This is a genomic window from Micromonospora sp. WMMD812 (assembly GCF_027497215.1).
Lineage (GTDB): Bacteria > Actinomycetota > Actinomycetes > Mycobacteriales > Micromonosporaceae > Micromonospora.
The window spans coordinates 5,063,981-5,083,086 of the sequence record NZ_CP114904.1; the positions used below are offsets into that span (position 1 = coordinate 5,063,981).

General features: G+C 73.3%; 16 protein-coding genes and 1 tRNA gene. 10 read left to right on the forward strand and 7 right to left on the reverse strand.

From position 1 onward, the window contains the following. The first annotated feature begins 96 nt into the window (after positions 1-96). From O7603_RS23400 to O7603_RS23420, 5 genes are all read left to right on the forward strand, one after another. A complete protein-coding gene (locus O7603_RS23400) occupies positions 97-1,764 on the forward strand; it encodes a fumarate hydratase (protein WP_281571930.1) in 1,668 nt (555 codons plus the stop codon). Positions 1,765-2,035: 271 nt separating this feature from the next. Continuing rightward, on the forward strand, positions 2,036-5,017 hold the full coding sequence (locus O7603_RS23405; protein WP_281571931.1) for an AfsR/SARP family transcriptional regulator: 2,982 nt from the start codon (positions 2,036-2,038) through the stop codon (positions 5,015-5,017). Positions 5,018-5,064: 47 nt separating this feature from the next. After that, positions 5,065-6,474 carry a class II fumarate hydratase gene (locus tag O7603_RS23410; RefSeq protein ID WP_281571932.1) on the forward strand — a complete coding sequence of 470 codons (1,410 nt, stop codon included), beginning with the start codon at positions 5,065-5,067 and terminating at the stop codon, positions 6,472-6,474. Positions 6,475-6,603: 129 nt separating this feature from the next. Next, complete coding sequence (locus O7603_RS23415; RefSeq protein WP_281571933.1) at positions 6,604-6,738, forward strand: pyridoxamine 5'-phosphate oxidase family protein; 135 nt, start codon at positions 6,604-6,606, stop codon at positions 6,736-6,738. Next, on the forward strand, positions 6,739-6,999 hold the full coding sequence (locus O7603_RS23420) for a hypothetical protein (RefSeq protein WP_281571934.1): 261 nt from the start codon (positions 6,739-6,741) through the stop codon (positions 6,997-6,999). A gap of 3 nt (positions 7,000-7,002) precedes the next feature. On the opposite strand, the gene O7603_RS23425 is transcribed toward O7603_RS23420, so the two are convergent. Further along, entirely contained in the window at positions 7,003-7,548 is a 546-nt protein-coding gene (locus O7603_RS23425; RefSeq protein WP_281571935.1) for a CGNR zinc finger domain-containing protein, read from the reverse strand. A gap of 86 nt (positions 7,549-7,634) precedes the next feature. On the opposite strand from O7603_RS23425, the gene O7603_RS23430 reads away from it, so the two are divergent. Further along, positions 7,635-8,600 carry an EamA family transporter gene (locus O7603_RS23430; protein ID WP_281571936.1) on the forward strand — a complete coding sequence of 322 codons (966 nt, stop codon included), beginning with the start codon at positions 7,635-7,637 and terminating at the stop codon, positions 8,598-8,600. Between the two features lie 304 nt (positions 8,601-8,904). Here O7603_RS23430 and O7603_RS23435 read toward each other — a convergent pair whose 3' ends face one another. Continuing rightward, positions 8,905-9,840: a hypothetical protein gene (locus O7603_RS23435; RefSeq protein ID WP_281571937.1), complete on the reverse strand. Its 936-nt coding sequence runs from the start codon at positions 9,838-9,840 to the stop codon at positions 8,905-8,907. Between the two features lie 357 nt (positions 9,841-10,197). Next, positions 10,198-10,884, reverse strand: coding sequence for a helix-turn-helix domain-containing protein (locus O7603_RS23440; RefSeq protein ID WP_281576780.1), 687 nt, complete (start codon positions 10,882-10,884; stop codon positions 10,198-10,200). A 384-nt stretch (positions 10,885-11,268) separates the two neighbouring features. On the opposite strand from O7603_RS23440, the gene cysS reads away from it, so the two are divergent. Both cysS and rlmB read left to right on the forward strand, forming a co-directional pair. Continuing rightward, a complete protein-coding gene (cysS, locus tag O7603_RS23445; RefSeq protein ID WP_281571938.1) occupies positions 11,269-12,684 on the forward strand; it encodes a cysteine--tRNA ligase in 1,416 nt (471 codons plus the stop codon). Further along, positions 12,684-13,817, forward strand: a complete 1,134-nt coding sequence (gene rlmB / locus O7603_RS23450) for a 23S rRNA (guanosine(2251)-2'-O)-methyltransferase RlmB (protein WP_281571939.1) — start codon at positions 12,684-12,686, stop codon at positions 13,815-13,817. The genes cysS and rlmB overlap by 1 nt, the downstream gene beginning before the upstream one ends. A 66-nt stretch (positions 13,818-13,883) precedes the next feature. On the opposite strand, the gene ugpC is transcribed toward rlmB, so the two are convergent. After that, on the reverse strand, positions 13,884-14,975 hold the full coding sequence (gene ugpC / locus O7603_RS23455; protein ID WP_281571940.1) for a sn-glycerol-3-phosphate ABC transporter ATP-binding protein UgpC: 1,092 nt from the start codon (positions 14,973-14,975) through the stop codon (positions 13,884-13,886). A 352-nt stretch (positions 14,976-15,327) separates the two neighbouring features. Between ugpC and O7603_RS23460 the strand changes: the two genes are divergently transcribed. Next, positions 15,328-15,404: transfer RNA gene (locus O7603_RS23460), tRNA-Thr, on the forward strand. A 56-nt stretch (positions 15,405-15,460) separates the two neighbouring features. Here O7603_RS23460 and O7603_RS23465 read toward each other — a convergent pair. After that, entirely contained in the window at positions 15,461-15,643 is a 183-nt protein-coding gene (locus tag O7603_RS23465) for a hypothetical protein (protein WP_281571941.1), read from the reverse strand. A gap of 152 nt (positions 15,644-15,795) precedes the next feature. Here O7603_RS23465 and O7603_RS23470 point away from each other — a divergent pair, with 152 nt between their 5' ends. After that, entirely contained in the window at positions 15,796-16,965 is a 1,170-nt protein-coding gene (locus O7603_RS23470) for an FUSC family protein (protein ID WP_281571942.1), read from the forward strand. A gap of 91 nt (positions 16,966-17,056) precedes the next feature. Here the strand turns inward: O7603_RS23470 and mgrA are convergent, their stop codons facing one another. Further along, positions 17,057-18,088, reverse strand: a complete 1,032-nt coding sequence (gene mgrA / locus O7603_RS23475; RefSeq protein WP_281571943.1) for an L-glyceraldehyde 3-phosphate reductase — start codon at positions 18,086-18,088, stop codon at positions 17,057-17,059. A gap of 75 nt (positions 18,089-18,163) precedes the next feature. Further along, positions 18,164-19,018: an aldo/keto reductase gene (locus tag O7603_RS23480; protein ID WP_281571944.1), complete on the reverse strand. Its 855-nt coding sequence runs from the start codon at positions 19,016-19,018 to the stop codon at positions 18,164-18,166. Positions 19,019-19,106 lie beyond the last annotated feature (88 nt).

Consider the following 19,106-nt stretch of genomic DNA (forward strand, 5'->3'; position numbering starts at 1 on the left):
TCTTCCCGCACTTCACCAGGGCCGGATGAGAGCGGTGCCCCTGCGGGCACCCGGCGGGTGGGAGTGATCGATCGGTCTGCCCTAGGCTTTCCGCTCATGAGCAGTGCCGCCGCCTTCTCGTACGCCCCCCTGCTGCCGACCGCCCCCGACCAGACGGAGTACCGCCTGGTCACCGACGAGGGCGTCGACGTCGTCCACGGCCCCGGGGGCCGCCGCTTCCTCACCGTGGAGCCGGCCGCGCTCACCGCGCTGACCGCCGAGGCGATGCATGACATCGCACACTTCCTGCGCCCGGCGCACCTGGCCCAGCTGCGGTCGATCATCGACGACCCGGCCGCGTCGCCGAACGACCGGTTCGTCGCGCTCGACCTGCTGCGCAACGCCAACATCGCCGCCGGTGGCGTCCTGCCCATGTGCCAGGACACCGGCACGGCGATCGTGATGGGCAAGCGCGGCCGGCACGTGCTGACCGACGGCACCGACGCGGAGGCCATCTCCCGGGGCGTCTGGCAGGCGTACACCCGGCTGAACCTGCGCTACTCGCAGCTTGCGCCGCTGACCATGTGGGAGGAGCGCAACACCGGCAGCAACCTGCCCGCGCAGGTGGAGATCTACGCCGAGGACCCGGACGGCCACCCGGACGCGTACAAGTTCCTCTTCATGGCCAAGGGCGGGGGTTCGGCCAACAAGTCGTACCTCTACCAGGAGACCAAGGCGCTGCTGAACCCGACGCGGATGATGCAGTTCCTGGAGGAGAAGCTGCGGCTGATCGGCACCGCGGCCTGCCCGCCCTACCACCTGGCGATCGTCATCGGCGGCACCTCCGCCGAGTACGCCCTGAAGACCGCCAAGTACGCCAGCGCCAAGTACCTCGACGCGCTGCCCACCGCCGGCTCGATGACCGCCCACGGCTTCCGGGACCTGGAGCTGGAGGCCGAGGTGCTGGAGCTGACCCGCAACTTCGGCATCGGCGCGCAGTTCGGCGGCCGCTACTTCTGCCACGACGTCCGCGTGGTCCGGCTGCCCCGGCACGGCGCCTCCTGCCCGGTGGCGATCGCCGTCTCCTGCTCGGCCGACCGGCAGGCGGTCGCGAAGATCACCCCGTCGGGCGTGTGGCTGGAGCGACTCGAGACCGACCCGGCCCGCTACCTGCCGGACGTCACCGAGGCGCACCTGGACACCTCCGAGGTCGTCCGCGTCGACCTGAACCGGCCGATGGACGAGATCCGCGCCGAGCTGTCCAAGTACCCGGTGAAGACCCGGCTCTCGCTGAGCGGTCCGCTGGTGGTGGCCCGGGACATCGCGCACGCCAAGATCGCCGAGCGGCTGGACGCCGGCGAGCCGATGCCGCAGTACCTGCGCGACCACGCCGTCTACTACGCCGGCCCGGCCAAGACGCCCGAGGGCTACGCCTCCGGCTCGTTCGGGCCGACCACGGCCGGCCGGATGGACGCGTACGTCGAGAAGTTCCAGGCCGCCGGCGGGTCCCAGGTGATGCTCGCCAAGGGCAACCGCTCGGCGCAGGTGACCCGCTCCTGCCAGCAGCACGGCGGCTTCTACCTGGGCTCGATCGGCGGCCCGGCCGCCCGGCTCGCCCAGGACTGCATCAAGCACGTCGAGGTGCTCGAATATCCCGAGCTGGGCATGGAGGCGGTCTGGAAGATCGAGGTCGAGGACTTCCCGGCCTTCATCGTGGTGGACGACAAGGGCAACGACTTCTTCGCCGAAGTCACCAAGCCGGTGCTCACCGTCGGCCGCCGCTGACCACCGCGTACGACACGTTCGGGGCGTCGGGCCTGGGCCCGGCGCCCCGCTCTCGTCGGGCCGGCGCGGTCCGGGGTCGACGTCGGTGCGCCCGCCCCTGGGGGGTACGGACGGGCGCACCGCCCCCGTCGGACGCCATCGCTGACGCCCCGCGGAGAGTCTGGCCTCCGGGTCTGCCGATCCGCTCTCACATCGCTATCAGCCGGCCGCGCCGCTCGGTCACGGCCGGACTACGCTGCTGACAGGTTGCACCTGGCGTGCGGGGGAGCAGATGCGGTTCGGGATCCTGGGGCCCCTGCGGGTCGGTGGTGGCGAGGCCACCGTCACCGCGGGTCGCGACCGGGTCGTACTCGCCATGCTGCTGCTGCGCGCCGGCCGGATCGTGCCCGTGGAGGACCTGGTCGACGCGGTCTGGGAGGAGCGGCCGCCGGCCACGGCCCGCGCCCAGTTGCAGACCTGCGTGTCCCGTCTCCGACGCCGGTTCACCCAGCTCGGCGTGCCACCGGAGACCATCGTCACCGACCCGGTCGGTTACGGCGTCCGGAGCGGGCCGGACGAGTTGGACGCCGAGGTCTTCGGCCGGGGCGTCGACGCCGGCCGGGCCGCGCTCACCGCGGGTCGGCTCGCGGAGGCGCGCGAGCATTTTCGGGCCGCGCTGTCGCTCTGGCGTGGGCCGGCGCTCAGCGGCATCCCGAGCCGGAGCGTCCGTCGGCGTGCGCAGGCGCTCGACGAGCACCGGCTGGCCGTGCTGGAGGAGTGCGTGGACGTCGAGCTGCGTCTCGGTCGGGCCGCCGAGCTGCTGGCCGAGCTGACCGAGGCCGTCGACCGGCACCCGCTCCGGGAGCGGCTGCGGGGTCACCTGATGCTCGCCCTGTCCGCGGTCGGCCGGCAGGCCGACGCCCTCACCGTCTACCGCGACGGGCGCCGGCTCTACGCCGAGGAGTTGGGCATCGAGCCCGGCACCGCGTTGCAGGAGCTGCACCAGCGGGTGCTCGCGGGCGACCTGGCGCTGGCCGGCCCGGCGCGTGGCCCGGCGGGCCCGGTGCGCTGCCTGCCTCGGGCGATCAGTGACTTCACCGGCCGGCAGGACACCCTCGCGCGACTGATCAAGGAGATCGACGAGGACCGCACCCGGGTCCAGCTCGTCGACGGCATGCCGGGCAGCGGCAAGACCACCCTGGCGGTCCACCTGGCCGCCGCGCTGGAGGACCGCTATCCCGACGCGCAGCTCTTCATCGACCTGCATGGCCACAGCGAGCGGGAGCCGCTGCCTCCGGCGGCGGCGCTCGCCGCGCTGCTGCGCCAGCTCGGCGTGCCCGGCGAGCGCATCCCCCTCGACGAGGACGAACGCGCCGCCCGCTGGCGCAGCGAGCTCGCCGACCGCCGGGCGGTGGTGGTGCTGGACAACGCGGCCTCCGCCGCCCAGGTGGCGCCGCTGCTGCCCAACGGTCGGGGCACGCTGACCCTGATCACCAGCCGGCGTCGGCTCACCGGACTCGACGAGGGCAGGCCCTCGTCGCTCGCGGTCCTCGACCGGGACGAGGGGATCGAGCTGCTCGCGAGGGTGGTCGGCCCCGAGCGGGTGGCCGCCGAGCCGGAGGCCGCTGCGGAGGTGGTCCGCCGTTGCGGGCACCTGCCGCTGGCCATCCGGCTCGCCGGCGCGCGGCTCGTGCACCGGCCCCGCTGGCGCATCGCGGACCTCGCCGCGCGGTTCGCCGGTGGGTCGGATGCCCTGACCGAGCTGGTGGCCGGCGACCGCTCCGTCGGCCAGGCCTTCGCCCTGTCGTACGCGCAGGTCAGCCCGGCCGCGCAGCGGATGTTCCGGCTGCTCGGGCTGTATCCGGCAGCACAGTTCGACACCCGGGCCGCCGCCGCGCTGGCCGACGTGCCGCTGCCCGGGGCGGAGCACCTGCTCGACGAGTTGGTCGACGCGCACCTGGTCGACGAGCCGGACCCGGGACGGTTCCGCTTCCACGACCTCGTCCGGGACTACGCGCGGCAGCTGGTGGCGGAGCCGGGGCTCGCCGCCGAGCGGTCCGCGGCCGTGGAGCGGATGTTGAACGTCCACCTGCATCTGGTCACGGCCACGGCCCGCCAGGTCAACCGGTCGGCGAGCCCGGCACCGCTACCGTTGCCCGCGCTGCTCCGGCCCGACCTGGTGGAGGCGGGCGCCCCACCGTCCATCGAGTGGCTCGACGGGAACCGCGCGAGCCTGACCGCCATGATCCGCTTCGCCGAACAGGCGGGCCGGGACGGCTACTGCTGGCAGCTCGCCCATGCCGGGTGGAGCTACTGGTACGCGTACGGCCATCTGGACGACCTGATCGAGGCGCATGAGGTCGGGCTTCGGGCCGCGGAGCGGCTCGACGACGACGCGGCTGTCGCCGCCATGCACAACTACCTCGCCTCCGGCTACTACCGCCTGGCTCGGTACGGCGAGGCGGTTGCCTCGATGGAGATCGCTCTCCGCCTGCGTGCGCGGCTGGGGGACCGGGTGGGACAGGCCGGCACCCACAAGAACATCGCGGCGGCCCACGCCATCCTCGGCAACGTGCCGGCCGCGTTACGGCACCTCGACGAGGCGCTGGGCATTCTTCGACGCGAGGGGCGTGATGCCGGCGTCGTCGCGCTGTTCAACAATCAGGCGGCGATCCTGCTGGGCGCCGGGCGGTTGGCCGAGGCGCTGGCGGTATCCCGGGCGCAGTTGATGCTGGCGCGGACGGCCAGCACGCTCTACGAGACGGCCAACGCCATGGGGCACGTCGCGATGGCCCGGGCCCGGATGGGGCACGGCGAGCCGGCGCGCCGGCGACTGCGGGTCGCGCTCGCGTTCAAACGTCGCCTCGGCAACCGGTACGGCGTCGGTGAGCTGCTCAACGAGATCGGCGAGTTGGAGCGGGTGAGCGGCCATCCGGAGACGGCGATGAACCTGCACCGCGAAGCGCTGGTGGCGATGACCGAGGCTGGTGACCGCAGCGGGCAGTGTGCCTCGCGGAACCTGCTGGCCCGGGCACTGCTGGAGGCCGGAGACCCCGGTGCCGCGCTGGACCTGCATCGGCGGGTGTTGGCGGACGCCGCCCGGCTGGACGCCCGACGTGAGCAGGCGCGGGCGCTGGATGGCATCGCCCGCTGCCTCCGGGACTCCGACCCGATCGCCGCGCGCACCCACTGGACCCGGGCGCTGGTGCTGTTCCGTCAGGTCGAGGCGCCGGACCGGCACGAGGTCGAGCGCCTTCTCGCCGAGCTGCGCTGATCGGGTGTGTCCGCGATCATCTGCACGGCCGGGCGCAGCGCGGCAGGATGGTACGCGTGACGACTCCAGAGGCGACGGGCTACCGGATCGAACGCGACTCGATGGGCGAGGTGGAGGTGCCCGCCGAGGCGCTGTGGCGCGCCCAGACGCAGCGCGCGGTGCAGAACTTCCCGATCTCGGGCCGGGGCATCGAGCCGGCCCAGATCCGGGCGCTGGCTCAGATCAAGGGCGCGGCTGCCGAGGTCAACGGCGAGCTGGGCGTGATCGACGCGAACGTGGCCGCGGCGATCGCCGCCGCCGCGGCGCACGTTGCCGACGGCGGCTACGACGACCAGTTCCCCATCGACGTGTTCCAGACCGGCTCTGGGACGTCGTCCAACATGAACACCAACGAGGTGATCGCCACCCTCGCCGGTCGGGAGCTGGGCCGGGACGTCCACCCGAACGACGACGTGAACGCCTCGCAGTCCAGCAACGACGTCTTCCCGTCCTCGATCCACCTGGCCGCCACCCAGGCCGTCGCGCAGGACCTCCTGCCGGCGCTGGCCCACCTCGCGGGGGCGCTGGAGGGCAAGGCCGCGGAGTTCGAGACCGTCGTGAAGGCCGGGCGTACGCACCTGATGGACGCCACCCCGGTGACTCTGGGCCAGGAGTTCGGCGGATACGCCGCGCAGGTCCGCTACGGGATCGAGCGGCTGGAGGCGGCGCTGCCCCGGTTGGCCGAGCTGCCCTTGGGCGGCACCGCGGTGGGCACCGGCATCAACACGCCGCTCGGCTTCGCCGCCGCGGTGATCGAGAAGCTGCGCGCGTCGACCGGGCTGCCGCTGACCGAGGCGCGTAACCACTTCGAGGCGCAGGGCGCGCGGGACGCGCTGGTGGAGACCTCCGGACAGCTCCGCACCGTCGCCGTCGGCCTTTACAAGATCGCCAATGACGTTCGCTGGATGGGCTCCGGCCCCCGCGCCGGCCTTCGCGAGCTGCGCATCCCCGACCTCCAGCCCGGCTCGTCGATCATGCCCGGCAAGGTGAACCCGGTGGTCGCCGAGGCGATGCGACAGGTCTGCGCCCAGGTGATCGGCAACGACGCCGCCGTCGCCTTCGCCGGCTCTCAGGGCGACTTCGAGCTGAACGTCATGCTCCCGGTGATGGGCCGCAACGTCCTGGAGTCGATCCGGCTGCTGGCCGCGTCCGGCCGGCTCTTCGCCGACCGCCTGGTGGTCGGGCTGGTCGCGGACGCCGAGGTCTGCCTGGCGTACGCCGAGGGCTCGCCGTCGATCGTGACCCCGCTGAACCGGTACGTGGGGTACGACGAGGCCGCCTCGATCGCCAAGGAGGCGCTGGCCAAGCAGACCTCGATCCGCGAGGTGGTCATCGCGCGGGGGCACGTGGAGGGCGGCAAGCTCTCCGAGACCCAGCTGGACGAGGCGCTCGACCTGCTGCGGATGACCCACCCCTGACCCACCCCGCGAGCCCCCGCCGGCCCCGCCCCGCCGGCCCCGCCCCGCCGCCGGTGATCAAGAGGCTTGCGTCAGGATGAAGATCGAACATGACGCAAAGCTCTTGATCAATGTGGTGGGGAGGATCCGGTGGCCACCTTGCCCGGCGCGGAGGTGCTGGCCCGGCTCGACCGGGAGCGGGGGGTCTGGCTCTGCACGCTGCGGCCGGACGGGTCGCCGCACCTGACACCGGTCTGGTTCCTCTTCCACGACGGGGCCTGGTAGGTGGGCACGGCCGAGCGCAACCGCAAGGTCCGCAACGTCGTCGCCGACGCGCGGGTGTCGCTCGCGCTGCCGGACGGGGAGGCGCCGGTCGTCGCGGAGGGGCGCGCCACCGTGCTGCGCCCGCCGTTCCCGGTCGAGGTGGTCGAGGGTCTCCGCCGCCGCTACGACGGTTGGGACGTGACCACGGTCGGGCCGGACGGTCCGTACGTGCTGTTGCGCGTCACCGTCACCCGCTGGCTGATGACCGGCCGCCCGCGCTGAGGCTCAGCCGCGGGCGGCGGCCTTGCGGGCCCGGTACGCGGTGACGGCGGCGCGATTGCCGCAGCCGGCCTCGCAGAACCGGCGGGACCGGTTGCGGGACAGGTCGACCAGCACGTTGTCGCAGTCGGGGTGGTCGCAGATGCGCAGCCGGCTCAGCTCGCCGCCACGGACGAGGTCCGCGATGGCCATCGCCGCCTCGACGGCCATCCGCGTGGCGAGCGGCGCGTCCCGGGGCACGGCGTGGAAGTGGTACGGCTCGTCGTCGTGCGTGATGAGCTGGGGCCGCGCGTCGTTCTCGCGCAGCAGCCCGTTGACGATGCCGACGACCTCGTCGACGTCCGCGTCCCAGACGCGGCGCAGCCGGGGTCGCAGCCCGCGTACCGCCTCCAGTTCGGCCTCGGTGTGCTCGTGCCGCCCGCTGTAGGCGTGCGCGAGGTAGAACGCGTCCAGCGCCGCGACGTCGGGCAGCCCCTCGCCGTCGCTGCCGCCGGTGTTGACCAGCGCGGCGGCGGAGATCAGTGAACACTCAGTGTCATGAGCAAAAAGCAACTTGACTCCTGTCGGCGTGGCCGCCTAGCGTCATCGGTATAGCCATAGTTTGCCCATTACCGCCCCGTCGTGCCAAGGAGCGCCCGATGCACAAGCCACCTGCCACCGGTGTCGGTCTCGGCCTCGCCCTGCTCTCGGCGGTCACGTTCGCGACCTCCGGCACCTTCGCGCGGTCGCTGATCGAGGGCGGCTGGTCGGCCCCGTCCGCCGTGATCGCCCGGGTCGGGATCGCCGCCCTGGTGGTGGCGGTGCCGGCGGTGCTCGCGCTGCGCGGCAGGTGGCACGTGCTCCGACGCAACCTCGGGGTGGTCGGAGTCTTCGGTCTGCTGGGCGTGGCGCTCGCCCAGGTCTGCTTCTTCAACGCGGTCCGCTACCTGCCCGTCGGTGTCGCCCTGCTGTTGGAGTACCTGGGCATCATTCTGGTGGTGGCCTGGACGTGGCTGGTCCACGGGCAGCGGCCCCGCCGGTTGACCGTGGCCGGCTCGGCGGCGGCGCTGGCCGGGCTGGTCTTCGTGCTCGACCTCACCGGCGCCGGGCGGCTCGACCCGCTCGGCGTGCTCTGGGGGCTCGGCGCGGCGGTCGGGCTGGCGGGTTACTTCGTCCTCGCCGGCCGGGTCGACGCCGAACTCCCCTCGGTCGTCCTGGCCAGCGGCGGCATGGCCGTCGGCGCGGCCGCCCTGACCGCGCTCGGGCTGGCCGGGGCGCTGCCCCTGCACGCCACCTTCGGCACGGTCGACTTCGCCGGGCAGCAGACCAGCTGGCTCGTCCCGATCGCCGGTCTCTCCCTGGTGGCGGCCGTGATCGCGTACCTGACCGGAATCGCCGGAGCGCGGATCCTCGGTCCCCGCCTGTCGTCCTTCGTGGGGCTGACCGAGGTCATGTTCGCGGTCCTGATCGCCTGGCTGGTGTTGGGCGAGCTGCCCACCGTCGTACAGTTGCTCGGCGGCGTGCTGATCATCGCCGGCGTCGCGCTGGTGCGCCTCGACGAGCTGCGCGGCGGGCGGACGCCGGTCGACGCCACGCCGGAGCCGGCGCTCGCGGGCGAGCGGTGACGGCCTTCGGGGCCTCCGGGTCACCTTCCAGGTCCGGCCGGGCGGCTGGCGCGGTCCACGGGTTGATCATCTCGGGTTCCTGGTAATCGGGGCCACGGCGAGTCGCCGACACCGCGACTGCCAGGAACCCGGGTCAGCCGGAGAACTGGATCGTCGACCTCTCGGTCCGGGGGGCGGCCACGTCATCGCCAGGCCCTGGTCGTCGGCGAAGGTCACGGCCGCGACCTGCTCGCGCTGGCCGTCCGGGCGGCGCTGGTCCGGCTGCCCGGCCTGGCGCGACCTACGGAGTCGCCGCCGGCGGCGGTCATCGGCGCCAGCCCCGGGCGGCCAGGGCGGTGCGGACCTCCCGCACCAGGCCCGGGAAGTCGTTGTGCAGGCGCCGGCTGGTCACGTGGAGCACCAACCACCCGCCGGCGGCCAACTGGTTGAGTCGCCTGCGGTCGGTGTGCAGCCGGTCCGGGTCGGCGTGCCACTGGCCGTCGTAATCGACCGCCACCCGGTATTCCGGCCAGGCCAGGTCGGGGTGGAGCACGAGGCCCCCGGCGAGGCGCACCGGATGCTGCGCGACGGGCCGAGGCATCCCGGCCAGCACCAACCGGACCCGCAGATGCGACTCGGGCGGCGCCTGGGCGCCCGGGTCGGCCAGCCCGAAGACCCACCGCGCCCGCCGCCCACCCGGCCGGTCCGCGTTGGCGTGGGCGATCACCGCGAGCGTGTCCCGGCTGGTCAGGCCCTCCCTGAGCAGCGAGTCGACGATGCCGACCGCCCGAAGCGGTTCGAGCCAGACCGCCGTCTCCCACGCCGCCCCGGCCGGATCCGATGTGGTCATCCCGCCCGAGTTCCCGAGCGGTCTGCCGCCGGTGGTGGACGGACCTGTGCCGGCCGGGTTTATCGCTGGCTCGACTGTATGCACCCGGATGCCCCGGTGCGAGCCGACCCGGGTCGCCCTCGGCAGGAGGACGTGCACGTCGTCGGCGAACGTCGCCGCGTGTTCGATGCCGTGCAGGTAGACAGCGGACGGGCCGGCGATGATCGTCCCGGGCGGCAGCCTCAGCAGCGCGGCCTGGCAGGCCAGCCGGTGGTCACGGTCGAGGCGGGCGTCCGCGTAGACGTCGTGCAGCAGCCGGACCCAGGAGGCGCCGCGGAGTTGGTGCCGCGTGAGCAGGCCCTGCCGGACGGCGTCGGAACCGCGGAAGGCCTGCCATGCCAGGCAACTAGGTCGATGCGGGCGAGGAGGCATGTGGCCACCCTCGCCGTCGTCGACCGGCGGGCGACACCCCTGTGGACAGGGCCTGGCCTCGCCGGTCCACGGCCCTGTGGACAACCGGAGTGATCGACCGCCGACGTGATACGGGTGATCGACTCCAAGTCACCGATATGGCGGTATCCACGGCACTGGGACCCCGCCATATCGCTGACACGGAGTGGATCAAGCCGGCGGCGGGCCAGGCCGTGGAGTGGATCAAGCCGGCGGCGGGCCGGGCCGTGGAGTGGATCAAGGTGGTGGGGCCGCGCCGGCGGTCGACCGGGCCGGTGGTGGGGCGGGCCGGGTGGGGGGCGGCCGGGGTCGGTAGGGGCGCGCGGGCCGGTGGAGCCGCTAGCCGAGGGCGGTGGCGATGTCCGTCGCGGCGGCGCGTACCTGGGCGCCGACCACCTCGACGTCCAGTGGGGCCAGCGCGACCACGCCCACGCTGGCCTCCAGGCCGGGCACCCCGAGCACCGGCGCGGCCACCCCGTACGCCCCGGCCTGCAACTCGCCGCTGCTGCTCACCGGGTCGACGGCGCCGGCCCGGCCGGCCAGGATGGCCCGACCGGCGGCCCCCCGGTCCAGCGGGTGCCGGGCCCCCGTCCGGTACGCCACGTGGAACGAGGTCCAACTCGGCTCCACCACCGCCAGGGCCACCCCCTCGCCCCCCTCCACCACGGTGAGGTGCGCGGTGGCGCCGGCCTGCTCGGCGAGTCGGCGCAGCGCGGGCAGCGCCCCCTCGGCGAGCAGCGGCTGGGCTCGCTGGGCCAGGTGCAGTACGCCGGCGCCGAGGCGCAGCCGCCCGCCCTCGTCGCGGCGCAGCATGCCGTGCGCGGTCAGCGGGCCGGCCAGCCGGTAGACGGCCGCCCGCCCGATGCCCAGCCGGCGCGCGGCCTCGGTGACGGTCAGCCCGCCGGGCGCGTCGGCGACCAGGTGCAGCAGGCGCAACCCCCGGTCCAGAGTCTGCGCCGTCTCGCCCACCCGCCCGGCCCCGCTGGCCTCGGCCTCCGCCGGGGGTGCGCCACCCTGCTCAAGCAGGGGTGCGGCGCCGCGCCGGGCGGCCGGGCCGCCACCGGGCCGGGCGGTCGGGTCAGCTCCGGTTCCGGCGGTCGGGTCGGCCCCGCGCCGGGCGGTCGGGTCAGCCCCGGTTCCGGCGGTCGGATCAGTCCCGCGCCGGGCGGTCGGGTCAGCCCCGGTTCCGGCGGTCGGGTCAGTCCCGCGCCGGGCCGTGGGGTCAGTCCCGCGCCGGGCCGCCGGCTCAGCGCCGCGCCGGGCCGCCGGCTCAGCGCCGGGCGGGGCGGTCGGGTCGGCGCCGGGCCGGGCTGCCGGACCGCCGCCGGGGCGTGCCGCCGTGTCCATGACTGGGAGCGTACGACGAGGCACCGGCCGGCCCGGAAAAGCGGGGACGGCTACCCTTGTACGGTGACGCTACGCCTGTATGACACCGCCACCCGATCGGTGCGGGACTTCGTCCCGCGGGAAGCCGGCAAGGTGGGGGTCTACCTGTGTGGTCTCACTCTTCAGGCCCCGCCGCACATCGGTCACCTTCGCTCCGGCGTCAACTACGACATCCTGCGCCGGTGGCTCATGGTCACGGGCTACGAGGTCACCTTCGTCCGCAACCTGACCGACATCGACGACAAGATCCTGGTCAAGGCGACGGAGCAGGGGCGGCCGTTCTGGTCGATCGCGTACGCCAACGAGCAGATCCTGGCCGCGGCCTACCGGGCGCTCAACGTGCTGCCGCCGACCTACGAGCCGCGGGCCACCGGGCACATCCCGGAGATGCACGAGCTGATCGCCGAGTTGATCGCCGACGGGCACGCCTACCCGGCCGTCGACGGCTCCGGCGACGTCTACTTCGACGTCGCCTCCTGGCCGGCGTACGGGTCGCTCTCCAACCAGTCCCCGGACGACATGCAGTCCGCCGGCGACGCCCCCGACCGGGGCAAGCGCGACCCCCGCGACTTCGCGCTGTGGAAGGGCGCCAAGCCCGACGAGCCGCAGGACGCGTACTGGCCGTCGCCGTGGGGCCGGGGCCGTCCCGGCTGGCACATCGAGTGCTCGGCGATGTGCTGGCGCTATCTGGGCCCCGAGTTCGACATCCACGGCGGCGGGCTCGACCTGACCTTCCCGCACCACGAGAACGAGATCGCCCAGTCCCAGGCCGCCGGCCTGCCGTTCGCCCGCTACTGGGTGCACCACGGCCTGCTCAGCATCGGCGGCGCCAAGATGGGCAAGTCGCTCGGGAACACCCTCGACCTGGCGTACGTCGACGCGCTCGGTGTACGCCCGGTGGAGCTGCGCTACTACTACGCCGCCGCCCACTACCGTTCCCGGATCGACTACTCGGAGGACGCGCTCCGCGAGGCGGCCACCGCCTACCGGCGGATCGAGGGCTTCGTGCAGCGGGCCGCCGAGCGGGTCGGCGCCGGCCAGCTCGGCGAGCTGCCGGCGGGGTTCGTCGCCGCGATGGACGACGACCTGAACACGTCGGCCGCGCTGGCCGTGCTGCACGAGGTGGTCCGGGACGGCAACACCGCGCTGACCGGCGGCGACGATGTGACGGTCCGCACCGCACTGGCCGCCGTCCGCGCGATGCTGGATATCCTCGGTGTCGACCCCCTCGACCCGGCGTGGACCGGTGGCGGCCGGGTGGACGACCTGCGCGGCGTGGTGGACTCGCTCATCGCCCTGGCCCTGGAACAGCGCGCGCAGGCCCGCACCCGCAAGGACTGGGCCGCCGCGGACGCCGTACGGGACCAGCTCAAGCAGGCCGGCGTGGTGGTCGAGGACACCCCTCAGGGTCCCCGTTGGACTATTGGAGAGCAGGACTGATGGCCGGCAACTCGCAGCGCCGTGGCCGGCGACTGACGCCGAAGGCGGGCGCCCCGAAGGGCTCCGGCGGCAAGGGCCGGGACGCGCTCGCCGGGCGGGGGAAGACCCTGCCGGCGGACGAGCGACCCTGGCACAAGGCGTACTCGGGCACCGAAAAGCTGCCGCAGCGGACCGCCTGGAAACAGGAGAAGGAGCGCCGCGCCGCGGCCGACGAGGGGCGCGCCCCCAAGATCGGCCAGCCGGGCACCAAGGACACCACCTGGGGCAAGGGTGGCGGCCGGGGCGCGGCGGGCGGCGGCGGTCGCGGCGCGGCCGGTCGCGGTGGCAAGCCGACCGGCCGGACCGGCCCGCGGGTCGCCCCCGGGCGCAAGTCCAACCCGTCCCGGGACGCGCCGGAGCTGCTGGTGGGCCGCAACCCGGTGGTGGAGTCGCTGCGGGCCGGTGTGCCGGCGACGGCGCTCTACACCGCCCAGGGCATCGACATCGACGACCGCGTCAACGAGATCGTGCGCACGGCCGCCGACCGGGGCATCGCCATCCTGGAGATCAGCCGGGCCGAGCTGGACCGGATGACCGGCGGCGTGCTGCACCAGGGCGTCGGCCTCCAGGTGCCGCCCTTCGCGTACCAGCCGTTCGAGGACATGGTCGCCGCCGCGGTGGAGCAGCCCGCCCCGCTGCTGGTGGCGCTGGACGGGGTCACCGACCCGCGCAACCTCGGCGCGGTGATCCGGTCCGCCGCCGCGTTCGGCGCGCAGGGTGTCTTCGTACCCGAGCGGCGGGCCGCCGGGATCACCGCGACCGCCTGGCGGACCAGCGCCGGCGCGGCCGCGCGGGTCCCGGTCGCCCAGGTGACCAACCTGACCCGGTCGCTGAAGGCCTGCCGGGACGCCGGCTTCATGGTTGTCGGCTTGGACGCCGACGGCGAGACCGACCTGTTCGATCTGGAGGCCGCGGTCGGGCCGCTGGTCGTGGTGGTCGGCTCCGAGGGTCGAGGGTTGTCCCGGCTGGTCGGGGAGACCTGTGACCTGACCGTCCGCATCCCGATGGTCTCCGAGGTGGAGTCGCTCAACGCCAGCGTGGCCGCCGCGGTCACCCTCGCCGAGGTGGCTCGCCGCCGGTCCGTCGCCGGCTGAACGCCAGTCGCACGAACACGAAAGGGGCGGCCCGCCGACCGGCGGGCCGCCCCTTTTCGTCGTACGTCAGATCCGGTTGCCGGTGGCGGCGTGGAAGACGTGGGTGCGGTCGGCCCGCGGCTTGACGAACACGGTGTCACCCATGTTCGGCATGGTGCGGCGGTCGGTGCGGACCACGAAGCGCTCGGAGCTGCCGCCCAGCGCGGCGTGCCCGTAGACGTTGGCGTCCGAGCCCAGGTCCTCGACCAGCTCGACCACGACCGGGATGCCGCCCTCGGTGGGGCTGACCAGGTCGCAGTCCTCCGGGCGGAAGCCGACGGTCACCTTGCCGTCGCCGCCCTCGGCCTTGGCCGCCTCGACCTGCTCGCGGGTCAGCGGGATGTAGACCTCGGCGAACTCGGCGCCCTTCTCGGCCAGCGGCACCGTCTTGATGTTCATGGCCGGGGAGCCCATGAAGCCGGCGACGAAGACGTTGGCGGGGGTGTCGTAGAGCGACCGTGGGGTGTCGACCTGCTGGAGCTCACCGTCGAGCAGCACGGCGACCCGGTGGCCCATGGTCATGGCCTCGACCTGGTCGTGGGTGACGTAGACGGTGGTGACGCCCAGCTTGGCCTGCAGCGACGCGATCTGCGTACGGGTCTGCACCCGGAGCTTGGCGTCGAGGTTCGACAGCGGCTCGTCCATGAGGAAGACCTGCGGCTCGCGGACGATCGCGCGGCCCATCGCGACACGCTGGCGCTGACCACCGGAGAGCGCCTTCGGCTTGCGGTTGAGGAACTCCTCCAGCTGGAGCAGCCCGGCCGCCTCCTTGACCCGCCGGTCGATCTCCGACTTCGAAGTCTTGCGGAGCTTCAGCGCGAACGCCATGTTCTCGTACACCGTCATGTGCGGGTAGAGGGCGTAGTTCTGGAAGACCATCGCGATGTCGCGGGCCTTCGGGGGGAGGTGGGTGACGTCGCGCTGGTCGATGTAGATCGAACCCTGGTCGACGTCCTCCAGGCCGGCGAGCATCCGCAGGCTGGTGGACTTGCCGCAACCGGAGGGGCCGACCAGGACCAGGAACTCGCCGTCGCCGATCTCCAGGTCGAGCTGGTTGACGGCGGGGCGCTCGGTGCCCGGGTAGATCCGGGACGCCTTCGAGTAAGTGACCGTAGCCATGGTGGAGCGCTTCCTTTCACCGGCAGGAACGTGCCGGACGATCCGAGTGAAGGAGCGACCGGCGCGTGTCGTGCCGGCCAACGGGCGACGGGCCGGTCGCGGGGGCGGCCGGGACCTGTCGTCCGTGTCACTGCACGGTAAACGGGTTTTCCGGCGCTGCCAAGGCGGGGTGATCTCGGATGCGACAGGTGGCATACACATTCCGGTCAACCGGGCACGGGGCGACAGCAATCGACGCGCGACGCCGCCGGGAGCGCCGCGTGATCGTCGGGATGTTGACGTTTCCCGTGCTCGGGAGCCCTGCCGAGCGGGAAATCCGGACGTCAGTCGCTATGCTGGCCACGACACACCAGCCCCTGTAGCTCAGCTGGCCAGAGCACTCGCCTTGTAAGCGAGATGTCGCCGGTTCGATCCCGGCCGGGGGCTCCAGTTGCACCGCACGAGGGCGGGGGCCGGCGCGCCGCGAATCGGTCGGACGCGTCGTGTCAGGCCCACTCCCGGCGCACCATGGGCTGCTCGGGTTCCTCGTGCGCGGGCTCCGTGTCCACGGTCTCGACCAGATCCTCCGCGGGTACGACCCGGACGGGCAGTTCCCCGAACCGGACGTGCCGCCGACGGGCGAACTCCGCATCCGTCACCTGTTCGGTGTGCCGCCGCTCCGCACCCATGGTCGACCTCCCTCGTCGGCTTCCATCGTCCTCCCCGAGCCGGCCGACGGCCACCGTCCGCCGGAGGTGACGCGGCCGACGCGTCCGGCCGCCAGCAGGGCCGTGCCCCCGCGGACGACCTGCTCGCGTGACAGAACGCGGATCTCCGACACGTGATCATCGGGCTGTACGACGATGGCGTCGGGGGAGCGGACGGGTCGGAGGTGAGCGTGCTGAGCCGCCTTCGGCGGGTGCCGCCGGGAAAGGTGCGGCGGGAAGGCCAGGACCTCGTCGAGCGGCTCCGCACATACCTCATCGTCGCGGCGCAGGCGGGGGTGGCCGCCGGCCTGGCCTGGTTCGTCGCGAGCAACGTGCTGCACAACCCGCAGCCGGCGTTCGCGCCCGCCGTCGCCGTGGGCACGATCGCGGCGGCCGTCGGGAACCGGTCGCGGCGGACGCTGGAGCTCGTCGCCGGGGTGCTCGTCGGGGCCCTGGTCGGGATCGGGATCGTCGAGCTCATCGGGGTGGGTCCGGTGCAGACCGGGGTGGTCGTGACACTGTCCGTCACGGCGGCGGTCCTGGTCCGGGGCTCCGGCGCCGTGATGACGCAGGCCGGCAGCACCGCCGTGCTGCTGGGGACGGTGTCGGCGAACGCACCCGACCTGGCGGTGCCACGTACGGCGAACGCACTCGTCGGCGCGGGCGTGGCCCTCGCCGTGGTGCTGCTGATCCTGCCGCTCAACCCGCTGCGTGCGGTCCACCGCACCGCCGGTCCCGCGTTGGACAGCCTCGCCCGTGAACTCAGCGGGTGCGCGAAGGCGCTCGCCGACCATGACGTCCGGCGGGCCGACGAGGCCCTGGGGCGGCTCTGCGGGCTGGAGGAGCAAGAGCGGAGCACGATCGAACTGATCGGTGCGGCGCGGGAGGTCGCCGTGCTGTCGCCGTGGCGGCGGCGCCGGCTGGGCATCATGCGGCGGTACGAGCAGACCGCCGAGCACCTCGAACGGGCCTACACCAACTGCCGGGAGATGGCGCACTGGAGCGTGTCGACCATTCGTTCGGGCGAGCCGGTGCCGCCCGGCCTGCCGGCGTCGATCGAGCACCTCAGCGAGGCGGTCCGGCTCCTGCACCGCGAGTTCCTCGTCGGCGACGAAGCGGATCGCACCCGGGCCCGGCTGCTCCAGGCCGCGAGGGAACTCGACGAGGCGTGCGACGCGGGGGTCGAGTTCGCCGGCGAGGTCGTCGTCTCGAAGCTGCGCGTCACCGTGACCGAGGTGCTGCAGGCCTCCGGCGTGCCGCAGGAGGAGGCGAACCGGCAGGCGGGTCTGGTCGCCGAGGTCTGACCACGGCGACCAGACCAGCCGGGCCGGGACGCGATACCCGCCCCCGCCGCCGCGGGTATCGCCGAGCCCGGCAGAGCGACACGGCGCCGGATCAGGCCGTGCTGGAGCCGGCCCACAGGTCGATGCCGGACTCGGTGGCGTACTGGTCGATCTCGGCCAGCTCGTCGTCGGTGAACGCGGTGTTCTCCAGCGCCGCCACGTTCGCCTCCAGTTGGGCGACGCTGCTGGCGCCGAGCACGGTCGAGGTCATCCGCGGGTCGCGCAGCACCCAGGCGATCGCCAGCTGTGCCAGGCTCTGCCCGCGCCGCGCGGCGATGTCGTGCAGCGCCCGGATCTTGGCCTGGTTCTCCTCCGTCAGCCACTCCGGTGCGAGCGAGCTGCCCGCCCTGGCCCGCGAGTCCTCGGGCACGCCGCCGAGGTAGCGGTCGGTCAGCATGCCCTGCGCGAGCGGCGAGAAGCCGATGCAGCCGACGCCCTCGCGCTCCAGCACGTCCAGCAGGCCGCCCTCGATCCAGCGGTTCAGCATCGAGTACGACGGCTGGTGGATCAGCAGCGGCGTACCTAGGTCGCGGAGGATGGCCGCGGCCTGCGCCGTCCGCTCCGGCGAGTAGGACGAGATGCCGACGTACAGCGTCTTGCCGGCGCGGACCGCGGCGTCCAGCGCGCCCATGGTCTCTTCCAGCGGGGTGTCCGGGTCGAAGCGGTGCGAGTAGAAGATGTCGACGTAGTCCAGCCCCATCCGCTGGAGCGACTGGTCCAGCGACGCGGTCAGGTACTTCCGGGAACCCCCCTCGCCGTACGGCCCGGGCCACATGTCCCAGCCGGCCTTCGTGGAGATGACCAGCTCGTCGCGGTACGGCCGGAGGTCGCTGGCCAGGATCCGGCCGAAGTTCTCCTCGGCGGAGCCGTACGGCGGGCCGTAGTTGTTGGCGAGGTCGAAGTGGGTGATGCCCAGGTCGAAGGCGCGGCGGACGATGGCCCGCTGGGTCTCGACCGGCCGGGTGCCGCCGAAGTTGTGCCACAGCCCGAGCGACACGGCGGGCAGCTTCAGGCCGCTGCGGCCGGACCGGCGGTACTCCATGGTGCGGTACCGGTCCGGGTCGGCGACGTAGCTGGTGTTCACGGAACTCCTCGGTGTACGTGGCGGATGGCGGCGATACCCCCGCCATCGGCGAACATGCGTGCTGGGCCGGGACGGTCAGCCGAGGCTGGCCAACTCCTCGGCGGTGAGGGCCAGCTCGGGCGACCGGGCCGAGTCGATGATGGTCTCCGGGCGGCTGGCTCCGGGGATCGGGATCACCACCGGGGACTTGGCCAGGTGCCAGGCGAGGCACACGCGCTGCGGGCTCACACCGTGCCGCTCGGCGACCGTGGCGAAGGCGGCGGCGTGGCCACCCAGCTGGTCGGCCCGGCCGATGCCGCCCAGGGGCGACCACGGGAGGAAGGCGATGCCGAGTTGGTCGCACAGCTCCAGTTCGGGCTCGGACGAGCGGAAGGCCGGCGAGAACTGGTTCTGCACCGAGACCAGCCGGCCACCGAGAATCTCCTGGGCCTCGCGGATCTGCTCCGGGTTGGCGTTGGAGATGCCGGCCATCCGGATCTTGCCCGCGTCCAGCAGGTCGCGGACGGCGCCGACCGACTCGGCGTACGGGACCCGCGGGTCGGGGCGGTGGTGCTGGTAGAGGCCGATGGCCTCGACGCCGAGGCGCTTGAGGGACGCCTCACACGCCTGCCGGATGTAGTCGGGGGAGCCGTTGATCGTCCAGCTCCCGTCGCCGGGGCGCAGGTGCCCGCCCTTGGTGGCGATCAGCACGTCCGACGTGTCGCCGCCGTACGTGGCCAGTCCGCGGGCGATCAGCGACTCGTTGTGACCGACCTCGTCGGCGTGCAGGTGGTAGGCGTCGGCGGTGTCGATCAGGGTGACGCCGGCGTCCAGCGCGGCGTGGATCGTACGGATCGAGCGCTCCTCGTCCGGACGACCCTCGATCGACATCGGCATGCCACCGAGACCGATCGCGCCCACGGAAACGTCGCCGATGCGGCGGCTTTGCATGGCACAGACCTCCTCGTCACGGATCCCGCGCTCGCGGGACCCGGCCCTCCAGCCTGGTCCGGCGCGGGCCGCCCGTCCAACAGAAGAA

Bases quoted from the DNA above. Each gene is read 5' to 3' on its own strand.
- O7603_RS23480 (WP_281571944.1), bottom strand. From the start codon at position 19,018: ATGCAAAGCCGCCGCATCGGCGACGTTTCCGTGGGCGCGATCGGTCTC.
- O7603_RS23430 (WP_281571936.1), top strand. From the start codon at position 7,635: ATGCACAAGCCACCTGCCACCGGTGTCGGTCTCGGCCTCGCCCTGCTC.
- ugpC (WP_281571940.1), bottom strand. From the start codon at position 14,975: ATGGCTACGGTCACTTACTCGAAGGCGTCCCGGATCTACCCGGGCACC.
- O7603_RS23410 (WP_281571932.1), top strand. From the start codon at position 5,065: ATGGTACGCGTGACGACTCCAGAGGCGACGGGCTACCGGATCGAACGC.
- O7603_RS23465 (WP_281571941.1), bottom strand. From the start codon at position 15,643: ATGGGTGCGGAGCGGCGGCACACCGAACAGGTGACGGATGCGGAGTTC.
- O7603_RS23405 (WP_281571931.1), top strand. From the start codon at position 2,036: ATGCGGTTCGGGATCCTGGGGCCCCTGCGGGTCGGTGGTGGCGAGGCC.
- rlmB (WP_281571939.1), top strand. From the start codon at position 12,684: ATGGCCGGCAACTCGCAGCGCCGTGGCCGGCGACTGACGCCGAAGGCG.
- O7603_RS23435 (WP_281571937.1), bottom strand. From the start codon at position 9,840: ATGCCTCCTCGCCCGCATCGACCTAGTTGCCTGGCATGGCAGGCCTTC.
- O7603_RS23400 (WP_281571930.1), top strand. From the start codon at position 97: ATGAGCAGTGCCGCCGCCTTCTCGTACGCCCCCCTGCTGCCGACCGCC.